The 21276-nt window shown below is 64.4% G+C and carries 20 protein-coding genes; 10 read left to right on the top strand and 10 right to left on the bottom strand.

Features of this window, described 5'->3' with window-relative positions:
* Positions 1 to 24: 24 nt before the first annotated feature.
* The 5 genes from PSET11_RS06430 to PSET11_RS06415 all read left to right on the top strand — a co-directional run bounded on the left by PSET11_RS06430 (position 25) and on the right by PSET11_RS06415 (position 5389).
* On the top strand, positions 25 to 627 hold the full coding sequence (locus tag PSET11_RS06430; RefSeq protein ID WP_124091273.1) for a copper chaperone PCu(A)C: 603 nt from the start codon (positions 25 to 27) through the stop codon (positions 625 to 627).
* Complete coding sequence (locus PSET11_RS06425) at positions 627 to 1868, top strand: Dyp-type peroxidase (protein WP_124091272.1); 1242 nt, start codon at positions 627 to 629, stop codon at positions 1866 to 1868. Before PSET11_RS06430 ends, PSET11_RS06425 begins: the two co-directional genes overlap by 1 nt.
* A 125-nt stretch (positions 1869 to 1993) precedes the next feature.
* Positions 1994 to 2740: a PepSY-associated TM helix domain-containing protein gene (locus tag PSET11_RS16875; RefSeq protein WP_238989059.1), complete on the top strand. Its 747-nt coding sequence runs from the start codon at positions 1994 to 1996 to the stop codon at positions 2738 to 2740.
* Positions 2638 to 3474: a PepSY domain-containing protein gene (locus PSET11_RS16870; RefSeq protein WP_238989058.1), complete on the top strand. Its 837-nt coding sequence runs from the start codon at positions 2638 to 2640 to the stop codon at positions 3472 to 3474. The genes PSET11_RS16875 and PSET11_RS16870 overlap by 103 nt, the downstream gene beginning before the upstream one ends.
* A gap of 67 nt (positions 3475 to 3541) precedes the next feature.
* Entirely contained in the window at positions 3542 to 5389 is a 1848-nt protein-coding gene (locus PSET11_RS06415; protein ID WP_124091271.1) for a hypothetical protein, read from the top strand.
* Between the two features lie 16 nt (positions 5390 to 5405).
* On the opposite strand, the gene PSET11_RS06410 is transcribed toward PSET11_RS06415, so the two are convergent.
* The 4 genes from PSET11_RS06410 to PSET11_RS06395 form a co-directional block, all read right to left on the bottom strand.
* Positions 5406 to 6533 (bottom strand): hypothetical protein, encoded by a 1128-nt coding sequence (locus tag PSET11_RS06410; RefSeq protein WP_124091270.1) that lies wholly within the window; start codon positions 6531 to 6533, stop codon positions 5406 to 5408.
* Positions 6534 to 6635: 102 nt separating this feature from the next.
* Positions 6636 to 6980: an iron chaperone gene (locus PSET11_RS06405; protein WP_124091269.1), complete on the bottom strand. Its 345-nt coding sequence runs from the start codon at positions 6978 to 6980 to the stop codon at positions 6636 to 6638.
* A gap of 8 nt (positions 6981 to 6988) precedes the next feature.
* Positions 6989 to 7456 carry an SRPBCC family protein gene (locus tag PSET11_RS06400; protein WP_124091268.1) on the bottom strand — a complete coding sequence of 156 codons (468 nt, stop codon included), beginning with the start codon at positions 7454 to 7456 and terminating at the stop codon, positions 6989 to 6991.
* Positions 7457 to 7521: 65 nt separating this feature from the next.
* Positions 7522 to 8439, bottom strand: a complete 918-nt coding sequence (locus PSET11_RS06395) for a 2-hydroxyacid dehydrogenase (protein ID WP_124091267.1) — start codon at positions 8437 to 8439, stop codon at positions 7522 to 7524.
* 242 nt (positions 8440 to 8681) lie between these two features.
* Between PSET11_RS06395 and PSET11_RS06390 the strand changes: the two genes are divergently transcribed.
* Entirely contained in the window at positions 8682 to 9905 is a 1224-nt protein-coding gene (locus tag PSET11_RS06390) for an MFS transporter (protein WP_124091266.1), read from the top strand.
* A 91-nt stretch (positions 9906 to 9996) separates the two neighbouring features.
* The gene (locus tag PSET11_RS06385; RefSeq protein WP_124091265.1) at positions 9997 to 10749 is read left to right on the top strand and encodes an ArsR/SmtB family transcription factor; all 753 of its coding nucleotides are present in this window, start codon (positions 9997 to 9999) and stop codon (positions 10747 to 10749) included.
* 21 nt (positions 10750 to 10770) lie between these two features.
* Here PSET11_RS06385 and PSET11_RS06380 read toward each other — a convergent pair whose 3' ends face one another.
* Together PSET11_RS06380 and PSET11_RS06375 are read right to left on the bottom strand one after the other, a co-directional pair.
* Positions 10771 to 12138, bottom strand: coding sequence for an MFS transporter (locus PSET11_RS06380; protein WP_124091264.1), 1368 nt, complete (start codon positions 12136 to 12138; stop codon positions 10771 to 10773).
* A 45-nt stretch (positions 12139 to 12183) separates the two neighbouring features.
* Positions 12184 to 12549: a GNAT family N-acetyltransferase gene (locus PSET11_RS06375; protein WP_124091263.1), complete on the bottom strand. Its 366-nt coding sequence runs from the start codon at positions 12547 to 12549 to the stop codon at positions 12184 to 12186.
* A 95-nt stretch (positions 12550 to 12644) separates the two neighbouring features.
* Here PSET11_RS06375 and PSET11_RS06370 point away from each other — a divergent pair, with 95 nt between their 5' ends.
* Both PSET11_RS06370 and PSET11_RS06365 read left to right on the top strand, forming a co-directional pair.
* Positions 12645 to 13142: a hypothetical protein gene (locus tag PSET11_RS06370; protein WP_124091262.1), complete on the top strand. Its 498-nt coding sequence runs from the start codon at positions 12645 to 12647 to the stop codon at positions 13140 to 13142.
* Between the two features lie 158 nt (positions 13143 to 13300).
* Entirely contained in the window at positions 13301 to 14497 is a 1197-nt protein-coding gene (locus PSET11_RS06365) for a TerC family protein (RefSeq protein WP_124091261.1), read from the top strand.
* Between the two features lie 83 nt (positions 14498 to 14580).
* On the opposite strand, the gene PSET11_RS06360 is transcribed toward PSET11_RS06365, so the two are convergent.
* Genes PSET11_RS06360 through PSET11_RS06350 form a run of 3 tightly spaced genes read right to left on the bottom strand, consistent with a single transcriptional unit; the run spans position 14581 to position 16955 of the window.
* Positions 14581 to 15270: a DsbA family protein gene (locus tag PSET11_RS06360; RefSeq protein ID WP_124091260.1), complete on the bottom strand. Its 690-nt coding sequence runs from the start codon at positions 15268 to 15270 to the stop codon at positions 14581 to 14583.
* A 60-nt stretch (positions 15271 to 15330) separates the two neighbouring features.
* A complete protein-coding gene (gene eda / locus PSET11_RS06355; RefSeq protein WP_124091259.1) occupies positions 15331 to 15954 on the bottom strand; it encodes a bifunctional 4-hydroxy-2-oxoglutarate aldolase/2-dehydro-3-deoxy-phosphogluconate aldolase in 624 nt (207 codons plus the stop codon).
* 8 nt (positions 15955 to 15962) lie between these two features.
* Positions 15963 to 16955, bottom strand: a complete 993-nt coding sequence (locus PSET11_RS06350; RefSeq protein WP_238989057.1) for a PfkB family carbohydrate kinase — start codon at positions 16953 to 16955, stop codon at positions 15963 to 15965.
* Between the two features lie 188 nt (positions 16956 to 17143).
* Between PSET11_RS06350 and PSET11_RS06345 the strand changes: the two genes are divergently transcribed.
* Positions 17144 to 20875: a TM0106 family RecB-like putative nuclease gene (locus PSET11_RS06345; protein WP_124091313.1), complete on the top strand. Its 3732-nt coding sequence runs from the start codon at positions 17144 to 17146 to the stop codon at positions 20873 to 20875.
* A gap of 38 nt (positions 20876 to 20913) precedes the next feature.
* On the opposite strand, the gene PSET11_RS06340 is transcribed toward PSET11_RS06345, so the two are convergent.
* On the bottom strand, positions 20914 to 21210 hold the full coding sequence (locus PSET11_RS06340) for an acylphosphatase (protein ID WP_124091258.1): 297 nt from the start codon (positions 21208 to 21210) through the stop codon (positions 20914 to 20916).
* Positions 21211 to 21276: the final 66 nt, after the last annotated feature.

Genomic DNA, 21276 nt, shown 5'->3' with positions numbered 1-21276 from the left:
CTTTACTCCACGAGGAGCATCATCATGCCTAAGAAAGCCCTTTACCCCGTACTATCCGTTCTCGCAGCAGCCGGGTTGGCACTGACCGGGTGCGCCCAAGCCAGCACCCCGGCGTCGAGCCCTTCCTCTGCGGCAACCTCTAGCGCCGCCGCGGCGCTGACAGTCTCAGAGCCTTGGGTCAAAGCCGCAGATTCAGGAATGTCTGCAGCATTTGGCACCATCCGCAACACCAGCGACAAAGATGTCACGGTCATCAGTGCCACCACCCCTGAATCACCCATGGTTGAACTGCACGAAACCGTCATGGGCGACAACGGCAGCATGCAGATGCAGGCGAAGCAGGGTGGCTTCGTAATACCCGCCAGGGGCGAGCTGACGCTCGAACCAGGCGGGAACCACATAATGCTCATGGGCCTGGCGAAACCTGTCCTCGCTGGGGACGACATCAGTTTTGAGCTGAAGACGTCCGACGGCGGCACGGTTGCCTTCACTGCCCAGGGCAAGGACTTCGCGGGCGCCAATGAAAACTATGTGCCAGGCGAAAGCAGCCCCTCTGAGGACCATGCGGGCCACGATTCCATGGACCACAACCACAGCGAGCCTGCTACGCCAGCCCCGTCGAAGTAGTGACTACCCCCACTGAAGGCCCGGACCGGCAGGAAACCGGTGTCCGGCGACGTCATCTGCTTTTCGGTGGAGCGGCCGCCGGCCTCGGTGCCCTGGCAGCTGCCGGCGCGCAGCTGACGGCCAGCCAAACCCAGGCCGCGGCACCTCCTGCAGTACTTGACGCGAACGGTTCGGAGACGGTTCCTTTCCACGGCGCCCGCCAGGCCGGGATCGGTACCGACGCCCAGGCACACGGCATATTCATCGCGCTAGATCTTCGACCGGAGTCCACGCCCCAGCGCGTGAAGGCTCTCTTGAAGCTCTTGAGCGACGATGCTGCCAACCTGACCCAAGGCAAGGCTGCGTTGGCGGACACTGAGGGTGAACTTGCCCTGCGCCCGGCGCGGCTGACGGTGACTTTCGGTTTTGGATCCGCTTTGGTGGATGTGGTGGCGCCGCGGCGTCGTCCGGCGTGGCTGAAGGACCTCCCGGCGTTCTCCGTGGACCGGTTGGTCCCGGAGTTCACCGGCGGAGATCTTTTGCTGCAGATCTGCGGTGATGATCCCCTGACCGTGGCACACGCCCAACGGATGCTGCTCAAGGACAGCCGGAGCTTTACCAGTGTCCGGTGGGTGCAAACGGGGTTTCGCCGGGCCTACGGGACTGAGAAGCCGGGTACAACCACGCGCAATCTCTTCGGCCAAGTGGATGGAACAACCAACCCATCTGCCGGTACCGGACATTTTGAAGAGGTTGTCTACGGCACTGACGCGATCCCCGCGTGGACGGAGAACGGCACGTCCCTGGTCATCCGGCGAATCAGGATGAACCTGGACAAATGGGATGAACTGGACCGTTCCGGCCGGGAAGAATCCGTGGGGCGCAAGCTGTCCAACGGGGCTCCCTTGACCGGAACCACTGAACACGAGGAACCGGACTTCGCGGCGGTCAATCCTGTGGGGTTTCCCATCATTGCGGAGTTCTCCCACCTACGCCGTGCACGCCCAGAGGACGAAACCCAGCGGATCTTCCGGAGGGCTTTCAACTACGACGCCGCGTCCATTTCTGGTGCGGTGTCCGACTCCGGGCTGATCTTCGTTTCCTACCAGGCAGACGTGGAACGGCAATTCGTGCCGATCCAACGCCGTTTGGACGAGCTGGACCTGCTCAATGAGTGGACCACCCCTGTGGGCTCAGCCGTCTTTGCCGTCCCGCCGGGGTGCCAACCCGGCGGATTCATCGGGGACCAGCTCTTCACCTAAACCATTACTCACCCAGCGCCCGTGAACCATCCCCCGGAAGGGTGGTCACGGTGCGCTGCCCCTTGCCCTGCGCTCCGCCTCGTCACTGCGACCGGTGGGAGCTTTTTCGAGGAAGAACAAACGTCATGACAAACACCATCACCATTGACCGCGGCACACCCGCCGAGTCGCCCCGAGTAACCGGGCAACGGACTGGGGGTCCCCTGAGGGCCCTGCTTCGCCGGCTCCATTTCTACGCCGGTGTTTTTGTCGGCCCCTTCCTGCTCATCGCCGCGCTCTCGGGCGCACTGTACGCGCTGACCCCTGCGATGGAGGAGGGCATCTACGACAAGGAACTCCATGTTCCTGTCTCCCAGACCTCGGTGCCCCTATCCGAGCAGATTCGTGCGGCGCAGCAAATAGTAGGAGACCAGCAACCTTCAGCTGTCCAGCCTGCCCCCAAACCAGGGGACACGACCCGCATCATGTTCGCCGACCCAAACTTGGGCGAATCGGAATCCCGGGCGATCTTCATCAATCCTGCCAACGCTGAAGTCCGCGGCGATCTGACCGTCTACGGCACCACCGGCGTCCTGCCGTTCCGAACGTGGATCGATCAACTCCACCGCAACCTGCACCTCGGCGACTTTGGCCGCATGTACAGCGAGCTTGCTGCGTCCTGGCTGTGGGTGATCGCCCTCGCCGGCCTGCTGCTGTGGCTCACCAAACCCCGACGAAGAAAACCGACCACGAAAAACACGAAAAAGACTGGCAAAGCCCTGCCACGGCCGTGCGGAAGGGACGCTTCAGCCGTCCTCAGTTGCTCAAGGTACACGCGACCGGCGGCGCAGCACTGCTGCTCGGCTTCCTCTTCCTCTCCGCCACAGGCCTGACGTGGTCGCAGTTTGCCGGTGACAACATCTCCACCCTGCGTTCGTCTTTGGCCTGGACTACTCCCAAGCTCCCCACCGCGCTGACGCCCGCGGCGGCCACCCCATCCGCCGGTGAGCACGACCACGGCGGTCACAACCATGCCGCAATGACAACCGGTACGGCAGATCCGGCTATGTACGACCACGTACTCGCCGCTGCACGCCAGGAACCGCTCATCAACGCAGGCAAGATCGAGATCAAACCACCGGCCAAGGAAGGCACCGCCTGGACAGTGACCGAAATCGACAGATCTTGGCCTACTCAGGCCGACGCAGTCGCTATTGATCCCAGCACCATGACTGTCAGCAGCAAGCTGGTCTATGAAGACTTCAACCTTCCCGCGAAACTCACCCGCTGGGGCATCGACGCCCACATGGGCGTCCTGTTCGGTCTAGCCAATCAACTGGTGCTGGTCATCATCGCCTTGGGCTTGGCCACCAGCGTCGTGGGCGGCTACCTCATGTGGTGGAAACGCCGCCCCACCAGAGGTCCTGCCTGGGCTGCTGGGCGCCCGCCTGCACGTTCCTTCGTCCGCAACGCACCGTGGCCGCTGACCCTTGGCGTGGCACTCGTTGCCGCCGGCGTCGGAATTGCCGTGCCGCTCCTGGGAATCAGCCTGCTGGTCTTCCTGGTCTTTGACGTTGCCCTCGACTTCATCAAGAACCGCCGTTCTCCGGGGTTGGCCGCAAAATAACCGCACAGATGCGACCGTTGTGGCCACGGCTCTACCGCTGCAGGCTCAGCGCGCGCACTATGTACTCATGTGGTCCCTCAAAGCGGCGCTTGCAACGTTGTTCGGCGGCCTCAACGCTGCAGGTCAGCCGCCTGGCCCGGACGAGGTGGCCCCGGACCACGTGGTGGTTTTCGTCCACGGCATGGGCAAGGCCCTGAAAGGCGGAACCCTGCAGGAATGGGCCCAGCCACTGGCCCAGAGCCTTCGCGATTACGCGCTCGACGACGTCGACTGCAACGACTGCGCACCGCTGATCATCAGCCAAGCCTCCGCCGTGGGCGACACGCCAGCGCTTCTGGCCAAAGTCCTGCGCCAGCACCTCCCCGACCACGAACCCGTCTACGCCTCCATCCTGATGACTGAAGCCTCCTGGGGCGCCGACTTTGTTCCCGCGTCCGCCACTGACACCTACACCTGGGCGTGGAGCATGGTGGGAAAAGTGTTTGGCCGGTCCATGTACCTCCTGCGCTGGAACCTCTACCCCGGCCGCTTCGCCCTCAAGAACCCGTTCTGGATCGTGGAAAAAGCCAAGCAGATCGCCTTCTGCGGGGTGACAGCGGTGGCCGGATTTTTGGCGGTGATCGTCGCCATGGTGATCCTCGGCGTCGTCATCATCCTCGCGAATGTGCCCGGCCTGGGGAGGTTCGTGGGCGCTTTCGTGGGGCTCTTTGCCGAGTTCCTGGGCGATCCGCAGGTCTGGCGGCGCCGGCCATTGCAGGCGGCCGCCATGCGCGCCCGCATCATCAGGACCCTGGCACCGTGGCAGAACTCGGGCATCCCCATCACCCTGGTGGCGCACAGCCAAGGCGCGGCCGTTGCTGGCCAGGTCCTGTTCCAGAACACCCGGCCAGACAGCGTCGCCTCGGTCCAGAATTTCGTGACAGTAGGCAGCGGCGTCGGGCTTCTGGGCTACGCGATGTGGGGCGGCAGCGGGACTGACCCGGTCAAGGACTGGATCCAGAACACCGACATTCGATGGGTCAATCTGTGGGGGAAGTACGACTTTGTACCGGCCGGACCCATCAGTACCGACGCCAACGGCTGCAGCCCGGTGTTCCGCAGACTCTTCGACCGTAGCCACCCCAACGATCCCGGGCCAGGTCCCGAGGAACACGCCGTCTACAACCGGTCCGCGTTGATCTACGACCACATTGTCTATTCCCGGAACCGCATCGAAGTCATCGATCCGATCGCACGGCTCATTCTGCCGGCTCCCGTGTCCGACGGCGGCCTCCCGAGCTCAGTCCCGATCCCTCTCGGCACATCCGGCGATCGGCGGTTGCGGCCGCATCGCGTCCTGGTGAAAAGCCTTACGGCAACCCGAGCCCTGGCGATCACCGTGGCATTCGGTGTAGCCGAGTCTGTCTTGGCCGCGGTAACGTCCTTTGCGCCCGCCCGGTTCCTGATGCAATGCAGCTCCTCGACCGATTCCACGAGCCCGTGGTGGAGTGCGTGGTTCTGCTACAACCAGGGCTTCAGCTGGACCAACCCAAACAGCTGGCTGGGTCACGCCATCGCGGTCATCGTGGTGGCCACGATCTATATCGCGCTGCTTAACGGCCCGATCTGGAATGGCTTCCATCACCGGGTGGAACGTCGGCGGCGGCGGAGCCGGGACGAGCTGCGCAAGAACGGCAAAGTGGGCGATCTCCCCCGCCAAGGGCCGCTGACCGAGACAGGCAATCCGTGGCGGTGGGTGTTTTGCTACGTCGCGGCCGTGTGGATCAGCACCTTGCCTGTCCTGTACTACCTGGCCAGCCCGGGAGCTGCGGGACTGGGTGCCATCATTGCCATTTTGCTGGCCTGGGAAAGCATCATCGGCATCCGCGTCACGCCACTGCCAGCGCGACATGCGCTGACTGGCGCGGACCTTTGACCCCTGGTGAGCGCCGTTAGCAGAAGGTGTGTTTGACGCCGCAGAGCACCACCTTGAAGGCCCTGGTCACCTGCTTCACCAGGCCGGCGTCGGCAGTCAAGGCTTTCAGTTGGCCTGTCGCGCTGTGGACGTCGGCGAGCGCGGGCAGTTCCTGGGCTGATCGGCGGGCCGACTGCCACGAGGTGGCGCATTTTCCGGCACTGTAGGTGACCCCAAGGGCCTCCTTGAGTTTTGCCTCCGCATCCCAGGCGGCCTCCTGCGCTGTACCGGTTGCGGCGAGTTTGAAGATCGCCTCAGTGCAGTCCCAACCTGCTTTCCGGCCGGGCGAGCCCCGCGTCAGCAGATACTTTGATCCGGCTTTCGCCGCAAGCCCTACGCCCTTGTCCAGCAGGAGCCCACCCTTCCAGGAGAGGGACAGGACGGGATCCACCAACCAGCTCAACTTCTCGGCGGCGGCCAGCGGGACTGTCACGGTTTCGCCGGGCGCCATGAAAGCCGTCACCACGAGCTTCCGTTCCAGCACGAGGTCGTGGAAAAGGGCCACGTTCTCCGGAACGGGCATCACCCGGCTGACCGTGACCTTCGCCGGGTGGAAAAAGTCCCACACCATTGCACTCAGATTGCTGATCCGGACAGAACTTTGACTGGCGCAGACCACAATCTGCGCCAGGTACTGCCGCTCGCCGTCGCTTTGGGGTGCTGTCAGCAACCGGGTGGGCCAATTGGCCACGCAGCCAGCATCAGGGGTCCCTGGCACGAAGCTGCCCTGCGGCCGCGGCGCGCCGGCCGCTCCGGACGCGCCCGGAGCCATGGTCGCTGCAGGAGCGCCCGCCGCGCCCTTGGCTCCGCTGCTGGCTGGTGTGGCTGTCGCCGGCAGCAGGATGCGCGGAGCCAACTCATCCGACGTCGATATTTCGGCTTCCGCGCTCGACCCGGGCGTGTGGACCGCGGTTCCGCTGCCTCCTGGCGTGGTACCGGTGGATCGTGGAGTTGCCAGGGCAGAAACGAATCCTTCTCCTGCAGTGCCTGCCTGCTCATCAGGTGCGCAGCTGGCGAGGCTGCCAGCCACCACTCCGCCGGACAGGAGAATCGCGATGATGACGGCCACCGGGAACCGATCCTGGCGTGCGCTGCGGAACCACATGTGGATCGCCTTCTTCGCTGAAGTCCTGATGCCGTGGGCATACAGTACTCCCGCGCAGGTCAGGGCGCAACGGATCGCGGAAAGCAGGGCCCTTCGACCCGGTCAGCCCCGGATTTCTGCGATCCGCAGCTGCACGATCTGGCGAATGACGGCGTCCGGGACGGGCTGATCGGGAGTGAACCGGATGGTCCCCTTCGAGAGCGAGTAGCCCTCAAGCTGTTCGGCAACTGCGGCAACGACGCTGCCCGAGAAGGGGTACAGCGAGAGGTGCTTGGCGGCGGCCACCACGGCGATCAGCGGCTTATCGTCCAGCTTGAGCGCTGGCATCCCGTAACTTTGGCCTTCGGTGGCCTCCGGCGCCAGCTCCAGCGCGAGGTCAATGACGTGCTGCAGCGGGCCGCGGGCAGGCTCGGCCACCGCTGCGAGCGCATCCAGTACCGACCCCACCTGCGTGCTCAGGCCTTCTTGGCAGCTACCGCGGTGGCCAGGGACGTCAGCCCGCGTTCAAAGTCGGAGCCCACCATTTTGTCCATGTTCACGAAGAACGCGAAGATTTTGGCGGCGCCCTTGTTTTCGCCGGTCATCAGCCAGGTCACTTCGGTGCCGCCAGGAGCGGGTGTGAAGGTAAACGTGAGCGGGTTGACGGCCTTGAAGGGTTTCGTGAAGACGAGGTTCACGTTGATGCTGCTGCTCGGCGAAGAACCCACGATTTCCATGCTGCCGCTGCCGGCCTTGCGGTTTCCGCTCCACTCGTAGCCAGCGCCCACGCCCACGTCGGGGCCCGAATACCGGCGATCCATGGTGGGGTCGACGCTCTCCCAAGGTGACCAGGCAGTCCACTCTTTGAAGCTGTTGACCAGCGGAAAGATCTCTTCGGCGCTGGCTGGGATAACCGCGCTGCGGCGGACCTCATAGGTAGACATAGGCCAAGCATAGGAGTCCCGCAGTGCTGTTGGGTAGGTGGATTTCCGGCGTGTACCCGTAAGGCTCAGCCAAGCACCACATTCACCGGTGGTGCACCTTCGGCGATCAGGTCGAGCTGCTGCCGGATCAACTTGACCATCCGGGGGAACATCGCCGTGCTGGCGCCGCCCACGTGCGGAGTGATGAGGACGCCCGGCGCTGTCCACAGCGGATGCTCGGCCGGAAGCGGCTCGGGGTCTGTCACGTCCACGGCGAACCGGAGCCTCCCCGCTTTCGCCTCGGCCAGCATTGCGTCCGTGTCGGCCACCGGGCCGCGAGCAACATTGACCAGGAGCGCACCGTCCGGCATTCTCCGGAGGAAGTCTGCGTTGACCAACTGCGCGGTATGCGTGTTGAGCGGGACGCTGACCACCACAATGTCGTGCAGAGGCAACTGCTCGTTGAGTGATTCGACCCCCAGGATGGGCCCGCCTTGGTCCTCGCGGGCACGGCTGGCCATGCGGGTGACCTCGGTTTCAAACGGCGTGAGCCGCGACTCGATCGCCTTGCCAACGCCACCGTAGCCCACCAACAACACTCTTCTGTCCGCCAGGCTCGGCCGCATGGACCCGTCCCAGGTGCCACTCGACTGGTTGCGGGCGAAGTCAAGGAAACCGCGCTGGCTGGCGATCATCATGCCCACGGCGAGTTCCGCCGTGGACGTCTCGTGGACGGTGGCGGCGTTCGCGAAAAGGGAACCGGCGGGCAAAACGTCGGCCACGCCGTCGTAGCCTATCGATTGGCTCTGGATGAGCCCCACGTCCAGGCCTTTCAGCGCGGAAAGCGCAGCGGCGCCGCCCATGTACGGCGGGACCACCAGATCCAGGCGGCCGGTGGGCGGGGTGCCGGTGAAGTCCCAGAGGAGGAGTTCGACGCCGGGACTCGGCTCGAGCGCGGCCAGCAGTTTGGCGTTGGGGAGGCTTACCCGCAGCGGCGCGCTCATGCTTCCACCGCCGCGGACCCGGGATTGATCTGCTGTGTCACGTTCATTCTGGGCTCCTCAGGTGGTGTGCATTCACCAACGTACCGTCGATGACGTGCTGCCAGCAGATCGTGTGCGTGGCCCCTGATGCTAAAAATCTGATTACACCTGTTGTTCCGGAGGGTGTGTCCTGTAAATTCAAGGAAGGAAATTCTCGGCCAGCGAGCCGCTTTCCACCCCTCCCTGAATGGATCCACCTCCCCATGCCTTCCGCGAAGTCCGCGCCGGATTCTGCCCGTTTTCCGTACGCCCCGCTGCTGGTGTTGGCCACCATCGCCTTCACAGCCATCACCACTGAACTCCTGCCCTCGGGCCTGTTGCCGCAGATCAGCGCCGGGTTGAACGTCACCGAACCCGTTGCCGGGTACCTGGCCGCGGCCTACGCCGCCGTCATTGTGGTGACAGTTGTTCCTGCCGCACGGCTATTGGTGCGCATCCCGCGGCACACCCTGTTGGTGGCCTTGGTGCTGACGTTTGCACTGAGCAATGCGATGGTGGGGCTCGCGCCGGACTTCACGGCGGCGATGATTGCGCGGCTGATCGGCGGGCTGGCCCACGGGTTGCTGTGGACCACCATGGCACCGTTTGTGACCCGTGTGGTGCCGGCCGACAAAGTGGGCAAGGCGCTGGCGATCGTATTCAGCGGGAACAGCCTGGGCCTCGCGATCGGTGCGCCGGTGGGGACGGCCCTTGGCACGTTCCTTGGCTGGCGGTCGGCGTTCCTGGTCATGGCCGGGTTTGGTGTGCTGCTGACCGTGCTGGCGTTCCTCATGCTGCCGAAGGTGCACCAAATTTCCGACGCCGTTCGACCGTCGCTGCGCAAAGCCATCGGACAGCCCGGCGTCAAGGCCGTGGCCATCGCGTGGCCGCTACTTGTCCTGGCGCACTTCGCCCTGTTTACCTATATCGCCCCGTTTATTCGCGAGGCTGGTTTCCCCGACTTTGCCATTAGCCTGTCGCTGACCGTGTTGGGGCTGGCCGGGTTGTTGGGCATCTGGATCGCCGGGCTGACGGTTGATTCGCAGCCTCGCCGCTCGCTCCTGATCACGACGGCGGCCATCGCCTTGTCCATGGCGTTCCTGCCGCTGGCGGTGGGGAACCTCGTGGTCGCCATGATGCTGATGACCATCTGGGGTGCCGGCATTGGTGCCATTGGCATCTACAACCAGTCCGCGATCCTCCGCGCAGGCGGCGAATACCAAGAAGCCGCCAATGGCTTGACCGTGCTGACTATCCAACTGGGTATCACCGTCGGCGCCCTGTACGGATCGGCTGCCTTGGTGATTGGCGGCCCGTTGGTGGTTCCCGTGGCCGCGGCAGTACCCGTTGTGGTGGCGTTGGCGATCGCGTTTGCAGGCAAGCGGTACGCCTATCCGCCGGGCCCGCGGGAACGTGCGTGGCAGGATCCGCAGCCGCGCCAGGAGTAGGTCTCCCCGCCCCAACCACGTAGCGCTGACGTCGTTATCCAGTTGAGCCGAAGCCTTGTTATGTGACCATATAGTCACCTATTATGAAGCCATGGATGACGTGTTCAAAGCGCTCGCCGACCCCACCCGCAGGGAGCTCCTCGACGAGCTCTTCCGCGAGGACGGCCAGACACTCGGCGCCCTGGAAGCACGCTTCACCATGACCCGGTTTGGGATCGCCAAGCACCTCCGCGTCCTGGCAGACGCGCACCTCGTGGTGACCCGCCGTCGGGGGCGGGAAAAGTTGCACTTCCTCAACCCCGTCCCCATCCGGCTGGTCCACGATCGGTGGGTCAGCAAGTTCGCCGCACCATGGGCCGCTGCCCTCAGCGACCTCAAATCCAGATTGGAAAGTCCCATGGAAAAAATCTTCGAAATCTACATCAAGACCACGCCGGAACTGCTGTGGAACGCCATCACCACCAGCGACATCCGCAGCATCTACAACTTCGGCACCACCATTGAGGCTGATTGGACGCCCGGCGGATCATTCCTGATGACCGCAGGCAATGAAGGCATGCCGTTGGGCGAGGGCGAAATCGTGGAGCTGGACCCGCCGCGACGCCTCGTCCAGACCATGCGCGCCCTCTGGGCCGAGGACGTCAAGGCGGAAGGCTTCTCCACCATCACGTGGGAAATCGAACCGGTGGGCGACTCCTGCCACCTCACGCTCACTCACAGCGACCTCCGCGAAGGGGCCAACGACCAGATCTACGGCGGCTGGCCCATGATCCTCTCGGGCCTCAAAACGTGGCTTGAAACCGGCGAAAAGCTCACCACGCCTGGCTCGCTGATGTATTCGTAGCGTGGATTTTTCAGGTCTTGGCTAGGCGGGGCTCTTACCCGGCCGCCACAACACGCCCACCCCCAGCGTCACCAGGCACAACACCAGCATGGCCAGCACCATCCGGCCCCAACTCTCCTGATCCACGCCACCACCGGCAAAAACGCCAATCATTACCGTCGCGGAAATGGCTCCCACGTAACGGCACGTCTGGTAGATCCCGGCCGCAACGCCACGCTCCTGCGGCCGGGTGGAGATGTACATGCCCTGGTTGTAGGCCAGGCCCACAACGCCGTACGGGATGCCAGTGAGCCCGGCCAACACCACCACCAGCGGCACCGCCAACGTCCCCGTGAGCAGCCACATCAGCGCGGCCACCACGGTCAGCATGACGACGCCGGCGAGCAGCACCGTGCGCACACCGAACCGTTCGATGCCGCGCACCGCCCACGGGGTCACCACCACGGACATCGCCGCCAACGGCAGCATCAACAGGCCCACGACGCCGGGATCGTAGCCGCCCGCTTCCTGCAATAGCGTGGGGAGCCCGAAGAAAACGAAATAGTACGCGCAGCTAAACAGGGCAAACCCCAGGTAGACCAGCAGCAGCGGCCTGTTCCTGCCCAGCAAGCGCAGGTCCAGGAAAGGGAGTTTGAACCGCAATTCCCGCCAGACAAAGAGACCGGCCAAGACGGTTCCCCCGCCCAACATCCACCAGCGGTACCCCGGAGCCACGTCCAGGGCAGCCATCATCACCAGCACCATGGCGCCGATGAAGCCTGCGATACCGGGGATATCCGAATCCCGGACGATCCCCCACACCGAGCCGCGTTCGCGAGCTTGATCGGCGGGCGATGCCTGGCGCACCACCAGCAAGGCAGCCAGCGCCACCGGAACATTGACCAGGAAAAGTGCCTCCCAGCCCACCAGGCTGACCAAGAGCCCACCCGCCACCGGGCCCACGGCCGCTGCAGAGGTGTTGGCCATCTGGATCCGGCCGAGCGGGCGCGCCGAGTCCACGTTCGCTTCCTTCGCAATGGCGCCCACCATCACCACAGCGCTGGGATAGGCGGTCGCGGTGCCCAACGCCATCAATGCACGGGCCACACAGAGCAAGGCAAAGTTCGGGGCAAAAGGAGCCAGCGCGCAGGTGATGGCCACCAGTCCCATCCCCAGCATGAACATCCGCCGCGGCCCAAACCTATCGGCGAGCCTGCCCATCACCGGCTGGCCCGCAGCAGAGGCAAGGTAGAACGACGTAACCACCCAGGTCACCGCGGCGATGTCCAGGCCGAAGTCGGCGCGCAGCACCACCAGAGCCACAGCGATCATGGATGAGTTCAGCGGATTGAGTGCTGTTCCGAGGCTCAGTCCCGCCAAAGCCCACGAAGTCCGCGAATTGTTGCTCACGGTAACAGTCTGTCGCACCTGGGTTCGGTGGACGGCATCATGACCTCAGCGTTGCTTCGGCCGGGCCAACTGAGCTTCGAGGAAAGCAAGGTGCTCGGGCCGGACAGCAACCGTCTGTGCGGCGTATTCCGGATGCTGGTCGAGGTACTTTTTGATGAAGGGGCACACCGGAACGATCCCGCGGTCAGCCGTAACCGTTTCCGCCAACGCGACGGCGGCGAGCCGGCCCGCCAGACCTTGGCCACCGAATTCCTGGTTGATCACGGTGTGGTAGAAAATCCGCTGCGGCGATTCGCCGCCGTCGTACTCCAAATAGACCGCCTTGCCGATCACGGCGCCGCCAGCCGTGCCGCCGTCGACCATCTCGAACCGCGTGCGCTCCGCAACATGACGGACTGAAAAAGTGGTCATCCCTGGCTCCATGGTTTCAAGGGTAGGTGGCAGGTCCGCCACGTCAAGGCAGCGCTGCGTTGCCGAGAACGGCTGCGGCGTCGTACAACTGGTGCATGACACAACGCGAGCAGTCCGTGGATGACGCTGCCAGCCGGGCGTCCGCGTTCGTTTACGGGAACATCCTCACGCTCGCAGCCCTGATCGCAGTCGGCCCGGATCCGGAACCATTGGAAGGGCTCCTCTACATTCTCGGCACCGGCGCGTCCACGTACGTTGCGCACATGCTGGGTGAACTGGTGGGCGGGCGCGTCCGGCACCGAGAAGGAGTGGACGTGCACGACGCCGTCCAAGAGTTCCGGAATGCCCGACCCATCGCGTCGTCGGCCACCATCCCCGCGTTGCTTTTGGGAATGGCGGCCCTCGGGTGGCTTGAACCGCAGATCGCATGGATCGCGGCGCAGATCGTCACCCTGGTCCGGTTGGCGCTGCTCGGTATCGCAGTTGCCCGCTGGCGCGGCGAACGCAGTTCCCTCCGGCTCATCTTTTCCGGCATCGGCCTGGCCGTGGGCGTTGCCCTCGTCTCCGCGCTCAAGTACCTCCTGACGCACTGACTGTTTCTATGGCAGTCCGTGGCTTTCAGGTTGTGCACATAAGGGGTGAGCCGCCGCCGGCCACCACCGCCTGAACGGTAGGCTGAGACAACAACTGGCGCCCCGGCACACCATACCCGGCGAGGCTGTCCAGCATCTGGCGACGAAAGGCCCGCAGCATGGAAGTAGCCCCATATGTCTGGATCCTGACAATTGTGGGAATCATCGGTTTGCTGGCCTTCGATTTCTTCTTCCACGTCCGCAAAGCGCACACGCCCACGCTCAAAGAATCAGCGAAGTGGTCGGGGATCTACGTTGGCCTCGCCATCCTCTTTGGCCTCGGCGTGCTGGTCTTCGGCGGCCAAACCATGGGCACGGAGTATTTCGCCGGCTACGTGACGGAGAAGGCATTGTCGGTGGACAACCTCTTCGTGTTCCTCATCATCATGGCCAGCTTCAAGGTGCCCCGCGCTGACCAGCAGAAAGTCTTGCTGTTTGGCATCGTGTTCTCGCTGATCGCCCGGACCGGCTTCATCTTCCTCGGCGCGGCCCTGATCAACAGCTTCGCCTGGGTCTTTTACCTCTTCGGCCTGATCCTCCTGATCACCGCTGGGAACCTGCTCAAGCCCAGCAGCCACGACGACGACGCCGACTCCTTCATTGTCCGTATGGCCAAGAAGTTCCTGCCCGCCTCCGAGCATTACGACGGCGACAAGCTCTTCACCATGGAAAACGGCAAGAAAGTGCTTACGCCGATGCTGCTCGTGATGATCGCGATCGGCGCCACGGACATCCTCTTTGCCCTTGACTCGATCCCCGCGATCTTCGGCCTCACCCAGAACGTCTTCGTCGTCTTCACCGCGACGGCGTTCTCACTGATGGGCCTGCGCCAGCTCTTCTTCCTCATCGACGGACTGCTGGACCGCCTCATCTACCTCTCGTACGGCCTCGCCACCATCCTTGGGTTCATTGGCGTGAAGCTGATCTTGCATGCGTTGCACGAAAACAACGTGCCGTTCATCAACGACGGCGAGCACGTCAACGTGATCGAAATCAGCACGGAACTCTCCCTGACAGTAATCCTCGGCGTCTTGGTCCTGACCATCCTCGCCTCGCTCTTCAGCCCCAAGGGCAAAGCCAAAAATGCGGTCAGCGGCGCCAAGCGGCATGCCATCGAATACCTGGATCTGAACTACGAAACGGACATGGCCGAACGCGACAAAATCTTCGCTGCCATGTGCCGCGAAGAGGACCAGATCCGCAAGCTCCCCGAAAAGTACAAGCGCCTGGTCCGCAACGAAACCGAGTTCCTGGACCTCCTCCGCAAAGCCCACGCCGAGCACGATCAAGCCCAGACTCGGGCGGCGCAACAGTAGACTTCGCGTGTAACGACAGCACGACGCCGGTCGGTTGCCCAGGAGGGCGGCAGGCCGGCGTCGTACTGTCGGTCGGCGTGCTGTTAGTCGGCGACCGCGGCGTCCAGCAACTGCCTGAACTGGGCCTCGGTATTCAACGTCAGCTTCTTGCCGTCAAGGAAGAAAGTGGGGGTCCCTGACACGCCCAACGCCTTGCCATCCGCGACGTCCTGGTTCACCCGATCCAGGGTCTGGGTTGATCCGACGGCAGCGTCGAATGCCGCCATGTCGAGGCCCAGCTCCTGCGCGTACGTCCGGAACAGTGCGGCCTTGGAATCGCTGCTCTCGCCCCATTCGGGCTGGGTTGCATAGAGCTTGTCCACCATTGCCTCGTACTTGCCCTGCTGGGCTGCGGCCTCAGCCGCCAAGGCCGACGTCCCGGAATTGCGGTGCCCGGGCAACGGGTAGTACCTGTGGGCGAACGTAATGCGATCCCCGTATTCAGCTTTCAGGTCATCCACGAGCGGAATGGCACCCCGGCACGCTTCGCACTCGAAATCCAGGAATTCCACCAGCTGCGCCTTTTCGACGGCCGGATCAGTCAGCCGGTGGCTGTCATCCCGGATTACCTGCGCCGTGGAACTGGCAGGAACCTCATCATTCTTGCCGTTCCCGGAAATCATCAGGAAGCCCACAATGCAGGCGACAACGACCAGGGCAAGCGCTACCCAGATGGCACCCCGGATTTGTCGGGCCCGTTGGGGAGCTGGCGGCTGGTCCACAGTTTTCGTCATGCCACCAGCTTTCCAGACGCCGCCGCGCCCACCGAATCCACGCCCTCGCCCAGGATGCACCTATCCGAGCGCCGCTGCCCCTGCCGCCAACTCCTCAACCCGAGTCCAGTCCTTCGCCACGACCGCATCCGCCGGTGTGAGCCAACTGCCGCCAACGCACGACACATTCACCAGGCGCAGATAGTCATGCGCGGTGGCCAGGCTGATGCCACCCGTGGGGCAAAACGTGACGTGGGGAATGAGCGCGCTGATTGCTGCCAGGTACGCAGGTCCACCGGCAGGTCCGGCAGGGAAGAACTTCATCGCCGTCAGGCCGTGATCCAGTACCATCAACACCTCCCCCACGGTGGCCACGCCGGGCAACACCGGGACCTCCAACGAATTCATCGCGGTAAGCAGGGCAGGGGTGGCCCCGGGACTCACGAGGAATTGGGCACCAGCTGCCACGGCGCCGTCGGCCTGTCCGGGGGTGAGAATGGTTCCGGCGCCCACCACGATGTCCGGAACTTCGTCGGCGATCAGCCTCATCGATGTCAAGGCCGTAGGCGTCCGGAGCGTCAGTTCGATGACCCCAATCCCGCCCGCCAGCAACGCGCGAGCCAGCGGCACAGCATCAGCCGGGTCCTCGATGGTCACCACCGGAATGACAGGGGACAGTTTCAGAACGCCAGAAGCGTCAGCCATGATGGTACTCATTTCCCGGGCTCCCCGGCCCGTCGATTGGTCGGTTCCGTGCCGTCCGCATGGGCTCGGGTTTGTTCGAAAGTGGGGACGAATCCCGTTCCACCCTTGCCGCCCACCACCAGCGACGCGGCCGCCGCACCGTATCGGGCCGCCGTCGCGAAGCTGTCGCCGAGCACCATCCGGGCGGTTGTGGTCCCCACGAACGCATCTCCCGCTCCCGTCTGGTCCACCATGTGAGGGGCGGGAACCGCGGGCAACCACTGCGAATCATGAGCGCTTTCGAGGTGGATGCCATCAGCGCCACAGGTCACGGCCGCGTGTGTGGCGCCTTTCGATCGCAGGTAGGCGGCCGCCTGTTGCGGTGTTTCGGTGCCGAGGAGCGCGGAGGTCTCCCCCGGGTACGACGGCGTCAGCAAGAACGCGCCCGGCGCAAGTTCGGCGAGTGCCGCCGTCGCCCGTTCCACCGTGGTGAGGCGCGGGCGGTAGTTGGGATCGAACACGAAGCGCTGTGCCAGCGCTGCGGCTCGGACGACGGCGGCATGGAACGAAGCCGAAATGGCGCAGGCGATTCCGCTGGTCACCAGGGCCCCCGCCGCGGCGATAATGTCCTGCGGAAGGTCAGCTGGGCTGAGGGAGGACCCGACGCTGCCGTTCCGTGCATAGGAGAACTCGCGCTGGCCGTCTGGGTCGCAATGGACCAGGTAGACCCCTTGTTGTCCGGGCCGAAACGCCAAAAGATCCGTTGAGATACCCAGTTCCGCGATTCGGGCTGCAATGGATCGGCCCAGGTCATCGTCGGTCAGAACCGCCACGAGCCCTACGCGCGCGCCAGCTGCGGCTGCCGCAGCCGCGACGTTCAGCGCATCTCCCGATACTCCCAGCTGGGCGGGAACGCCGTGGCCTAAGGCTCGATCCGTAGCCACCTCGACCAGGACTTCGCCCATCACCACCACGTCGAAGGAAGAATCTGATGCAGTCGGGGTTGGTACGGCGGGTGTCATGGTGTGGTCCTCGGTGATGCTTACTGAATCAGCGCGCTTGGCAACCGATTGCCAAACTGTCTTTATTCATTGTAGGAGCAACAAGCTTCCTGCGCAGCCGCAAGCCGCCAAAAATGTCAGTGCGCGTTGCTAGGTTGGATGCAGGGCCAATGGAACTCTCCACGAGCCTGCCTGACTTGGGAGGCGCCGTGTTCCTGCTTGACTCCGCTACCGCTGGGTCGCCGCCTGACCTGGTGTTTTCTGCCAGCGATCTGGTGGCAGCCAGCGAATGCGAGTACCGCACGCTCCGTATCCTGGACGAAAAGCTGGGCCGCGCTCCCAAAGCCGTGTTTGCCAGCGACGAGATGCAAATCCGAGCCGGCACCCTCGGTGACCAGCATGAGCTCACGGTCCTGGCCAGCCTGACCAACAAATATGGGTTGTGGAACGAGGACCGAGCCGCCGGAGTCTACAGCGTGGAGCGCGGTCCAAACACCCGGGTGGAGCTCAGGGCACGGCACGCGGAAACGGAGCAAGCCCTGCGCGCTGGCGCCGACGTGGTCTTCCAGGCCACGTTCTTCGACGGTGAATTCCTGGGCTACGCAGACTTCCTGGTCAATGAAAATGCTGGCCTGGGCAATCCCGGCCGGTACGAAGTGTGGGATACCAAGCTCGCGCGGCACGCGAAGGTGGGCGCACTTCTCCAGTTGGCTGCCTACGGGGATCAGCTGCTGGGCATGGGCCTGTCCCCCTCCCCCACCGTCACGCTGGTTTTGGGAACCAGGGTTGGCGACGATTGGCTTCGGAGCCCTCATGCGCTGCCGGACCTGCTGCCCGCCTTCCGTGAGCGACGCCGCCGCTTCCGCCACCTCATAGCCGCCCACCGCGCTGGTGACGTTGCGGCGCAGTGGCAACAGGCCGGCGTCGTGCATTGCGGCCGCTGCAACTACTGTGCCGAGCAGGTGCAGCTGCACCGCGACCTTTTGATGGTGGCCGGCATGTCCACTGTGCGGCGCAGGAAGCTGCACGGAGATGGCATCAGCACCATCGATGATCTTGCCGCGATGCCGGAGGCGGACGCCCACGGCTCCGTTGCAAGGCTCCGCGCGCAGGCCCGCATGCAGCTGCAACTGGACCCGCCCCATGGCTCGCGGACGCTCCTGAAAGACGGTCAACCGCACACCGTGTCCTATGCCGTGCTGGCTGGTAACAGTATCTCCGAGCTGCCGCCGCCGAGCCCCGGCGACATCTTCTTCGACTTCGAGGGCGATCCGCTGTGGCAGGATCCGGCGGGCGTCTGGGGCATCGAGTACCTGTTCGGCGTCATCGAGGCGCCCGTTCCGGGTGATGCGGGCGAGCCCGTCTTTCGACCCTTCTGGGCGCATTCCCGGAGCGGCGAGCGCCAGGCCTTCCTAGACTTTCTGGCCTATGTCGAGGAGCGCCGCGCACGGTTCCCGGACATGCACGTCTACCACTATGCCGCGTACGAAAAGTCCGCGCTCCGCAACCTCTCGCTGGCCCATCAAGCCGGCGAGGACACAGTGGATCAGTGGCTGCGGGCAGGGCTGCTCGTGGACCTCTATGCCACGGTTAGGCACTCGCTGCGGATCTCGGAGGCGTCGTACTCCATCAAAAAGCTCGAGCCGTTGTACATGGGCGAGCACCTCAGGTCCGGCGAGGTCAAGGACGCCGGCGCTTCGGTAGTGGCCTACGCCGCCTATTGCGCCGAACGCGACGCTGGCCACGCCGCCGCAGCCGCCCGCGTCCTCGAATCCATCGCCGACTACAACCTGTACGACTGCCTCTCGACCCTGCGCCTCCGCGACTGGCTGCGCTCGTTGGTCCACCCTCGCGCGGATGCTTCGGGTCACCCGGGCGTGGGGCCGGCGGGTCACCCGGGCGTGGAGGCAACGGGCCGCTCCGACGCGGACGACGGCGGCACCAGTCTGGGTGCGTCGGCCGTTGGTGCTTCGGCCGGCGAAGCTTCGGGCCGCGGCAGCGACGCGGCCGTGGCTGCCGCGGCCGCAAGTGCCGCCGTCGGGCCCGCCCAAAACCCTGCGGAAACCACGCTTCACGACTACCTCTCAGGGCTACCTGACGGCCCGCCATTGACCGGCGACCAGCGCGCCGTTGCCTTGGTGGCAGCAGCAACGGGCTACCACCGCCGGGAACGGAAGCAATTCTGGTGGCAGCATTTTGACCGGGCGGAGTCCCCTATCGATAGCTGGCCAGATCAGCGCAACGTGTTCGTGGTGGCTGCAGCGCAGGTGGTCTCGGACTGGGCGTTGGCTAAACCCCGCGAACGGATGAGAACGCGCGTCCTGAGGCTTGTTGGGACCATGACCGAGGGCTCCGACTTCCGGCCCGGGTCAAAATGGTGCAGGCTTTACGATGCGCCCGGCCCGCACGGAATGGCTGGCGAGGACTCGCTGCCGGGAGCCAAACCGTACACTTTTGGCACCCAGATCGGCGCGGTGGAAGCACTGCCTGACCAGCCGGGACACGCTGCCCTGACCATCGCCGAACGCGAGACGGGCAAAGTCTCGGCCTATCAAGACTTCCCCGTCGCCCTGACGGAAGACCAACCCATCATGACTGCCAGCATTGAGGCGGCACTGGGCACTATTGCCGAAAAGGTTGCCGCCAGCCTGCCTGAACTTCCTGCGCAGCCCGGCCTTGATGTGCTGCGGAAACGACCACCACGCTTCAGGAACCTCCCAGGCCCCGTGCCCGTCACACACACCCCTGACGGCGCCGCAGATTACGCGGCAGCCATCACCGCATCGCTGCGGGACCTTGACCAGTCCTACCTCGCTGTCCAAGGCCCGCCGGGCACGGGGAAGACGTACGTTGGCGCCCATGTGATCGGGCGCTTGGTTACGGCCGGCTGGAAGGTCGGGGTGGTGGGCCAGTCACACAGTGTGGTGGAAAACTTGCTGTCCCGGGCCATCGATACCGGTGGTGTTGATCCAGCAGTGGTGGCCAAGAAAATCGTGGGCACTCCTGACGCGCCGTGGAGTCGAACGGCTGACGGCGATGTGGCCAAGCTCTTGTCCGGCAGCGGCGGCTGCCTGGTGGGCGGGACCGCGTGGACCATGACGGGGAAGGAAGTGCCTGCCGGCGCCCTTGATCTGCTGGTCATCGACGAGGCCGGGCAATTCTCCCTGGCTAACACGTTGGCGGTGTCCGTTGCCGCCAGACGGCTCCTGCTGCTGGGTGACCCGCAACAGCTCCCGCAGGTAAGCCAGGGCGCCCACCCCGAGCCCGTGGACGAATCAGCACTGGGTTGGCTGGCTGCCGGTCACGCGACTCTTCCGGCTAACCTTGGGTATTTCCTGGCCGATACGTGGCGCCTGCACCCCGCGCTATGCAGCGCTATTTCCGTACTGAGCTATGACGGCAAGTTGCAGTCGGCCCCTGCCGCATCCGAGCGCGACCTTGCGGATCTTCCGCCGGGAGTTGAAACCGTCTTTGTGGACCACGCGGGCAATACCGTCAGTTCAATCGAAGAAGCCGCTGAAGTCGTTCGGCAGGTGCAGCGCCACCTGGGCCTGACGTGGACATCAGGCCCCTGCGAGGCCGCTCGGGCCTTGGAGCCGGAGGATGTTCTGGTCGTGGCGGCCTACAACGCCCAGGTTCAGCTGGTCCGGGCGTACCTCGACGTCGCCGGTCTAGCCGGGGTGCGGGTGGGCACCGTGGACAAGTTCCAAGGCCAGGAGGCGCCAGTGGTCTTGATGTCCATGGCCTGCTCGGCGGTGGCGGAAGCACCTCGCGGTGCCGAGTTCCTGCTGAACCGGAATCGAATCAACGTGGCTGTCTCAAGAGGGCAGTGGCGGGCAGTGATTATTCGTTCGCCCGAACTCACCAGCTACATGCCGCATCGGCCGGTGGGGCTGGAGGAGCTGGGCGCGTTCCTGGGGCTGAGTCCCCGCCTGGATTGAGCTCGAGTCGGTTTCGCGGAGGGCCCGATTGATCAAAACTAATGCGTACGGAAGCTGCTGAAACTTCCTTGGGCCGCGGAGATGGATTCCTCGACGCCCTCCACCCTGCCGGGGGCTTCGCTGGAACGGAGCCACTCAAGCAGTGCGCGGACCCGCCGGGCAGGCCCTTCGGTAATCACGGATACCGAGCCGTCGTCGAGGTTCCGGGCTTCGCCGAGTAGCTGCAGGTCCTGCGCCTTGAGCATGGTCCGGTAGCGGAATCCAACACCCTGGACCACCCCCGTCACTACGGCGTTCAACCGGACGCCGTCCGACGATTTTTCTGCGTGGCTCATGGTGGGTACCTCGGTCCAGATCGGCTCCCTCCCCCAACTGGGTAGCGCCACTTACAGTTTTGAGGG

This window comes from Arthrobacter ulcerisalmonis (assembly GCF_900609065.1).
GTDB lineage: Bacteria > Actinomycetota > Actinomycetes > Actinomycetales > Micrococcaceae > Arthrobacter > Arthrobacter ulcerisalmonis.
Note: the sequence above shows the minus strand (reverse complement) of the source record. Positions and strands in the feature narration are given on the sequence as shown.